The sequence below is a fragment of the Cellulomonas septica genome (assembly GCF_012396155.1).
GTDB lineage: Bacteria > Actinomycetota > Actinomycetes > Actinomycetales > Cellulomonadaceae > Cellulomonas > Cellulomonas septica.
Map to the genome: position 1 here is coordinate 1 of NZ_JAAXOY010000121.1, position 7,364 is coordinate 7,364.

Sequence of the window (7,364 nt, forward strand, 5' to 3'; positions counted from 1 at the left end):
CACGCGGGGTGCCCCGCGCCGGCGTCCGGGCCTGCTCGGCGGCGCGCGTGCGCTCCTCGTCGGTGAACGGCGGGGCGGTCCAGCCCTCCTGCCGCGCGAGCTCGAGACCCCGCAGCGTCGCGGGTCCGGCACCCACGCCCTCGTCCGCGCGGCCGTCGGAGAAGCCCGCGAGCACGCGGCTCATCTCCTTGAACGTGCACACGTGGTCGGCGCCGCGCGTCGGCGCGACGGGCGTCCCGGCGCGCAGCGCCTCGACGACGTCCTTCGCGGAGTCCGGCGTCTGGTTGTCGAAGAACTCCCAGTTGACCATCACGACGGGCGCGTAGTCGCAGGCCGCGTTGCACTCGACGCGCTCGAGCGTGATCGCGCCGTCCTCGGTGGTCTCGTCGTGGCCGACGCCGAGGTGGTCGGAGAGCTCCTCCCAGATCGCGTCGCCGCCCATGACCGCGCACAGCGTGTTGGTGCAGACCCCGACCGTGTAGTCGCCGTTGGGGTGCCGCTTGTACTGCGTGTAGAACGTCGCGACCGCGCTGACCTCGGCCGTCGTGAGCCCGAGCTCGGCCGCGCAGAACGCGATGCCGCGCGGGCTGACGTAGCCGTCCTCCGACTGCACCAGGTGCAGCAGCGGCAGCAGCGCCGAGCGCTCCTGCGGGTAGCGGGCCTTGATCACCGCCGCGTCCGCGGACAGCCGCGCGCGCGTCTCGTCGTCGAACGCCGTGCGGTGCGTGGCGCCCGGCACGCGGGCGCCCCCGATCTCCTCGACCGACATCAGCGGTCCACCCCTCCGAGCACCGGGTCGAGCGACGCGACGGCGACGACGACGTCGGCCACCTGCCCGCCCTCGCACATGATCGACACGGCCTGCAGGTTGTTGAACGACGGGTCCCGGAAGTGGGCCCGGTACGGCCGCGTGCCGCCGTCGGACACGAGGTGCACGCCCAGTTCGCCGCGCGGGTGCTCGACGGTCTGGAACACCTGGCCGGCCGGGACGCGGAAGCCCTCGGTCACGAGCTTGAAGTGGTGGATCAGGGCCTCCATCGAGGTGCCCATGATCTCCTTGATGTGGTCGAGCGAGTTGCCCATGCCGTCCGACCCGATCGCGAGCTGCGCGGGCCAGGCGATCTTCTTGTCGCCGACCATGACGGGCCCGGGGCCCATCTTCTGGAGGCGGTCGAGGGTCTGCTCGACGATGTTCATCGACTGGTAGCACTCCTCCATGCGGAGGATCACGCGCGCCCAGGAGTCCGCCTCGGTCGCCACGGGGACCTCGAAGTCGTACGTCTCGTAGCCGCAGTACGGCGCGGCCTTGCGCACGTCGTACGGCAGGCCGGCCGACCGGAGCACCGGGCCGGTGATGCCGAGCGCCATGCAGCCGGACAGGCCGAGGTAGCCGACCTCCTTGAGCCGCAGCTGGAGGATCGGGTTCGCCAGCATGAGGTCTTCGAGCTGCTTGAAGTAGTGGCGCATCGACGTGAGCGCCTCGCGGATCGTGTCGATCGCGCCGGGCGGGATGTCCTGCGCGACGCCGCCGGGACGGATGAACGCGTGGTTCATGCGCAGGCCCGTGATGAGCTCGAAGATCCGCAGGACCTCCTCGCGGGCCGTGAAGCCCACGGTCATGATCGTCGTCGCACCGAGCTCGTTGCCGCCGGTCGCGAGGCACACGAGGTGCGACGCGATGCGGTTGAGCTCCATGAGCAGCACGCGGATGACCGTCGCGCGCTCGGGCACGTCGTCCGTGATCCCGAGGAGCTTCTCGACGCCCAGGCAGTACGCGGCCTCCTGGAACAGCGGCGCCACGTAGTCCATGCGCGTGCAGAAGGTCACGCCCTGGGTCCAGGTGCGGAACTCCATGTTCTTCTCGATGCCGGTGTGCAGGTAGCCGATGCCCGCACGGGCCTCGGTGACCGTCTCGCCGTCGATCTCGAGCATGAGCCGGAGCACGCCGTGCGTCGACGGGTGCTGCGGGCCCATGTTGACGACGATGCGCTCCTCGCCGAGGCGGGCCGCCTCCTCGGCGATGTCCGACCAGTCGCCGCCGGACGCCTCGAACGTCGGGACGCCCGTCGTCTCGTCGTCGACCAGGTGCGCGGTCGCGTGGGGGGTGCTCATGAGTAGGACCTCCGCTGGTCCGGGGGCGGCACGGTCGCGCCCTTGTACTCGACCGGGATGCCGCCGAGGGGGTAGTCCTTGCGCTGCGGGTGGCCCGGCCAGTCGTCGGGCATCTCGATGCGCGCGAGGCCGGGGTGGCCGTCGAAGACGATGCCGAAGAAGTCGAACGTCTCCCGCTCGTGCCAGTCGTTGGCCGGGTAGACGGACGTCGTCGACGGGATGTGCGGGTCGGCGTCGGGCGCCGTCACCTCGAACCGGAGGCGACGCCCGTGGGTCACCGACACCACGTGGTAGACGGCGTGCAGCTCGCGGCCCGTCTCGTGCGGGTAGTGCACGCCGCTGACGCCGAGGCTCAACTCGAACCGCAGGTCGGGGTCGTCGCGCAGCGCGCTCGCGACCGCGACGACGTGCTCGCGCGCGACGTGCAGCGTGAGCTCCTCGCGGTCCACGACGACCGACTCGACCGCGTTCGCGAAGCCCGTGCCGTTCTCGTCGAGCACCTCGGTGAGCACGTCGACGACCTCGTCGAACCAGCCGCCGTACGGGCGCTCGCTCGCGGCCGGCATCAGGACCGGGACGACGAGCCCGCCGTACCCGGAGGTGTCGCCCGTGCCGTGCGCGCCGAACATGCCCTGCCGGACGTCGACGACCTCGAGCGGCGTGCGCGCGGCCGGGACGTTCTGGCCGCCGGCCTCGAGCGCGGCCTCGCTGGTCCTCTGCGCCTCGGTGCCGGCGTCGCCGGGCTTGGCGGCCGCCGCGGCGTCCTTCTTCTCGTCGCTCATCGCAGCAGGCCCGTCATGTGCGAGGTGGGCGTCGCGGCGAGCGCGGCGGCCTCGGCGGCGGCCGCGGCCTCGCGACGGTTCACGCCGAGCGGCTCGTTCTGGATCTGCTCGTGCAGCGTGAGGATCGCGTTGATGAGCATCTCCGGCCGCGGCGGGCAGCCCGGCAGGTAGATGTCCACCGGCACGACGTGGTCGACGCCCTGCACGATCGCGTAGTTGTTGAACATGCCGCCCGACGAGGCGCACACGCCCATCGACAGCACCCACTTCGGCGCGGACATCTGGTCGTAGACCTGCCGCACGACGGGCGCCATCTTCTGGCTGACCCGTCCCGCGACGATCATCAGGTCGGCCTGCCGCGGCGACGCGCGGAACACCTCCATGCCGAACCGCGAGAGGTCGTACCGCGGCGCACCGGCGGCCATCATCTCGATCGCGCAGCACGCGAGGCCGAACGTCACCGGCCACAGCGAGCCCTTGCGGAAGTAGCCGACCAGGTCCTCGACCGTCGTCAGCAGGAATCCCGAGGGAGCCTCTTCGATCCCCATGCGTCAGCCCTCCGTCCGTCGCCGTGCTGTGGTGCCTGTGGCCCTGCCTGTGCGCGCGCCCCGGGGAGCCTCCCCCGGCCGTCGCGCCCCCGTCCGTGACGTCAGTCCCACTCGAAGCCCCCGCGCCGCCACTCGTAGACGAACGGCACCGTGATGAGCACCAGGAACACGAGCATCGCGACGAGCCCGAACACCGCGAGGTCGCCGAACGCGACGGCCCACGGGTAGAGGAAGACGACCTCGATGTCGAAGACGATGAACGTCATCGCCACCAGGTAGTACTTGATGGGGAACCGGCCGCCGCCGATGGCGTGCGGCGTCGGCTCGATGCCGCACTCGTACGCCTCCAGCTTGGCGCGGTTGTAGCGCTTCGGTCCGAGGATCGCGCTGGCCCCGACACCGCCGAGCGCGAGCACGGCCGCGATGCCCATGAGGACGAGCAGCGGGGCGTACGGGTTGTCCATCAGGACGTCACTCCTCTTCGTCGAGGCCGAGCCGGGGGCGGGTGCGGGGCGGACAGCTCATGCGGCCGGTGCGATCCGTGCCAGCCCGGCGATCACCCGGTCCACCATGTCACCGCCCCGGGGTTCGTAGCAGTCGGACAGCAGCTTGAGCACGAACTTCATGAGCAGCGGCCGCGGCAGGCCGTAGCGGGTGCAGACCCGCATGACCTCGGGGTGCTCGATGAGCCGGACGAACACGCGACCCAGCGTGTAGTACCCGCCGAGGTCGTCCTTCATGCGGCGCTGGTACGTCGCGAACGCGCGCTCGCGGCCCGCCGCGGTCCCGCGCGCGAGGCCCTGCGCGATCGCGTCGGCCGCGACCCGGCCGGCCTGCAGGCCGTACGCGATGCCCTCGCCGTTGAACGGGCTGACCATGCCCGCGGAGTCGCCCGCGAGCATGAGCCCGTCGGCGTACAGCGGCCCGCGGTTGAAGCCCATCGGGAGCGCGGCGCCGCGCACCGGCCCGACCTGGTGGTCGGGCGTGAACTCCCACTCGGCGGGCGCGTTGCGCATCCACGCGGCGAACAGCGCCTTGTAGTCGACCTTGGTCGCGGCGGCCGTCGAGCTCACCGAGCCGAGGCCCACGTTCGCGGTCCCGTCGCCGAGGGAGAAGATCCAGCCGTACCCCGGCATGAGGTTCGACCGGCCCGGCTCGCCGTCCCAGAGCTCGAGGTGGCTCTCCATCCACGGGTCGTCGTGGCGCGGCGTGCGGAAGTACGTGCGGACGGCGACGCCCATCGGGCGGTCGTCGCGCTTGGTGCGGCCCGCCGACGTCGCGAGCCTCGTCGAGACGCCGTCGGCCGCGATGACGACGGGCGCGCGGTAGACGACCTCGTCGCCCGCACGGTGGCCCTTGTCGTCGACCGGCCGGGCCGTGACGCCCACGACGCGCCCCGTCCGCTCGTCGCGCACCGGGCCCGTCACGGACGTGCGCTCGAGCAGCTTGGCGCCGCCCGCGCGGGCGTGCGACGCGAGCGTGTGGTCGAGCGACATGCGCGACTTGGCGAGCCCGTACGACGGGTACGAGGAGAGCTCGGGCCACGGCAGCTCGAGGCGGTGGCCGCCGCCGATCACGCGCAGCCCGCGGTTGCGGATCCAGCCGTCCTGCTCACGCAGCGGGAGGCCCATGCGCACGAGCTCGGCGACCGCGCGCGGCGTCAGGCCGTCGCCGCAGACCTTGTCCCGCGGGAACGCGGCCTTCTCGAGGAGGAGCACGTCGAGGCCCGCGGAGGCGCAGTGGAACGCGGCGCTCGAGCCGGCCGGCCCTGCGCCCACGACGATGACGTCAGCGTCATCCGTCGTCGTCCCCACCACGAGCGGCTCCCCACTTGTGACGATGTTCACGTGCGGTCAGCGCGAGTGTAACCACGGCATCTGACGGTGTCTCCGAAGGTGTGCCTAACCTGTGGAGGCGGCGTGAAGAAGGGCCGCTGGCCTGCGGCTCCGCGTCACGGGCGCCCCTGGCACCGGCGTCCCGGGCGCGGCGGACGGTCGGCGACGGGCCGTGAGAATCGGACGCGACGGGCGCGACCGGCCCCGACCAGCGTCGTCACCCGGTCGGCCGTCCCGCACGGCTCACTCCGGACGCGTGCCGCGGTGCAGCGCGACGATCCCGCCGGAGAGGTTCCGGAACGCCACGTGCTCCCAGCCCGCGCGCTTCACGAGGAGGCCCAGCGCGCGCTGGTCCGGCCACTCGCGGATCGACTCCGCGAGGTAGGTGTACGCCTCGGGCTCCTTCGACACGGCCCGCGCGACCGGCGGCAGGGCCCGCATCAGGTAGTTCGAGTAGACCGTGCGGAACGGCTTCCACGACGGCGTCGAGAACTCGCACACCACGAGCCGCCCGCCCGGCCGGGTCACGCGTAGCAGCTCCTCGAGCGCGGCGGGGACGTCCGACACGTTGCGCAGCCCGAACGACATGGTCACCGCGTCGAACGACGCGTCCGCGAACGGCGGGGGCGTCGGCGCGCGAGACGTCCTCGACGGACACGAGCACCGACGGCAGCGTCGTCGCGGTGCCGGTGCCCGGAACGGCCACGCGCACCCGCACGGTCGCCGCGGGGTCGTCGCCGTGCGTCATCGCTCCACCGTAGTGCGTGTGACGTATCTCACACCGGCGTGCTCGGCTCCTCCTCCCCGAGGCGCGGGCCGCCCGGGCCCGCGCGCCAGGGGAAGGCACCACCATGGCCACGAAGAGCACGTCCGGGTCCGGCGGGGGCGGCGGCCGCCGTCGCAGCGAACCCACCGGCGGGCCGACCGGCGGCACGCCCGAGCGTCCCGAGGAGCGCTCGTCCGTCGACACCGGCACGACCGTCATCAGCGGCGTCGGCTTCGCCGAGAAGGCGGTCACCTACGCCAAGGTCGGCGACCTCGCGGTCTTCGAGGGCGACATCGTCCTCGGCCGGCACGCCGACCTCGAGGCCGCGCGCGCCCGCGGCGACGACGTCTCCTTCGGCGTCGCGATCACCGGCAGCCGCTACCGCTGGCCGAACGCCACCGTGCCGTACGAGATCGACCCCGCACTGCCGAACCAGAACCGGGTGACCGACGCGATCGCGCACTGGGAGCAGTACACGCCCCTGCGGTTCGTCCAGCGGACCGCCGCGAACGCCGGCACCTACCCCAACTACGTGCACTTCCTCGACGGCGGCGGCTGCTGGTCGGCCGTCGGCATGGTCGGCGGGCGGCAGGACCTGTCGCTCGGCAGCGGCTGCACGACCGGCAACGCGATCCACGAGATCGGGCACGCGATCGGGCTGTGGCACGAGCAGAGCCGTGAGGACCGCGACAGCTTCGTCACCGTCAACCTCGCGAACGTCGACCCGGGCTACGTGCACAACTTCGACCAGCACATCAGCGACGGCGACGACATCGGGGACTACGACTACGGCTCGATCATGCACTACCCCGCCACGGCGTTCTCCACGAACGGGCAGCCCACGATCGTGCCCGTCCAGCCCGGCGTCGCGATCGGCCAGCGCCTGCGGCTGTCCGACGGCGACATCGCCGCCGCCCGCAGCCTCTACCCCACGAACCCCCAGCCGAACATCAAGAAGGTCACGGACGACCCGGGCGGGTTCAAGAAGCCGATCGACGACCAGAGCGGGTTCAAGAAGGTCCGGGACGACCACAAGCCGTTCGTCGACCCGCCGAAGCACCTCCTCGACCCGAAGCAGGTCCTCGACCCCAAGCAGGTCCTCGACCCGAAGCACGTGTTCGACCCCAAGCACGTGTTCGACCCGCCGAAGCAGCTCACGGACCCGCCCAAGCAGCTCGTCGACCCGCCCAAGAACGCGTTCGACCCGCCCGGCGGCCTCGGCGGCGGCCTCCCGCCGATCCCGCTCCCGCAGCCCGGAGGCGGCCTCCCGTTCGCGCTCGCGACGCCCCACCACGCCGCGTCCGCAGCCGCGTACGAGCCC

7 protein-coding genes and 1 pseudogene are annotated in these 7,364 nt (G+C 72.3%); 1 reads left to right on the forward strand and 7 read right to left on the reverse strand.

The window, feature by feature from the left end:
- From nuoE to HGA02_RS06775, 7 genes and pseudogenes are all read right to left on the reverse strand, one after another.
- A partial coding sequence (nuoE, locus tag HGA02_RS06745; protein ID WP_168678383.1) for an NADH-quinone oxidoreductase subunit NuoE occupies positions 1-769 on the reverse strand: 769 nt, incomplete at its 3' end.
- Positions 769-2,112: an NADH-quinone oxidoreductase subunit D gene (locus HGA02_RS06750; protein ID WP_168678384.1), complete on the reverse strand. Its 1,344-nt coding sequence runs from the start codon at positions 2,110-2,112 to the stop codon at positions 769-771. The genes nuoE and HGA02_RS06750, both read right to left, overlap by 1 nt.
- Positions 2,109-2,894, reverse strand: coding sequence for an NADH-quinone oxidoreductase subunit C (locus tag HGA02_RS06755; protein ID WP_168678385.1), 786 nt, complete (start codon positions 2,892-2,894; stop codon positions 2,109-2,111). Before HGA02_RS06755 ends, HGA02_RS06750 begins: the two co-directional genes overlap by 4 nt.
- Positions 2,891-3,442, reverse strand: a complete 552-nt coding sequence (locus tag HGA02_RS06760) for a NuoB/complex I 20 kDa subunit family protein (protein WP_124344448.1) — start codon at positions 3,440-3,442, stop codon at positions 2,891-2,893. The genes HGA02_RS06755 and HGA02_RS06760 overlap by 4 nt, the downstream gene beginning before the upstream one ends.
- A 101-nt stretch (positions 3,443-3,543) precedes the next feature.
- On the reverse strand, positions 3,544-3,906 hold the full coding sequence (locus HGA02_RS06765; protein ID WP_124344447.1) for an NADH-quinone oxidoreductase subunit A: 363 nt from the start codon (positions 3,904-3,906) through the stop codon (positions 3,544-3,546).
- Between the two features lie 57 nt (positions 3,907-3,963).
- Positions 3,964-5,259, reverse strand: a complete 1,296-nt coding sequence (locus HGA02_RS06770) for a geranylgeranyl reductase family protein (protein WP_168678386.1) — start codon at positions 5,257-5,259, stop codon at positions 3,964-3,966.
- A gap of 261 nt (positions 5,260-5,520) precedes the next feature.
- Positions 5,521-5,898, reverse strand: a pseudogene (locus HGA02_RS06775) (class I SAM-dependent methyltransferase); the annotation flags it as partial.
- Positions 5,899-6,128: 230 nt separating this feature from the next.
- On the opposite strand from HGA02_RS06775, the gene legP reads away from it, so the two are divergent.
- Positions 6,129-7,364: Dot/Icm T4SS effector Zinc-dependent metalloprotease LegP (gene legP / locus HGA02_RS06780; RefSeq protein WP_210728254.1), on the forward strand; the 1,236-nt coding region annotated here is incomplete at its 3' end.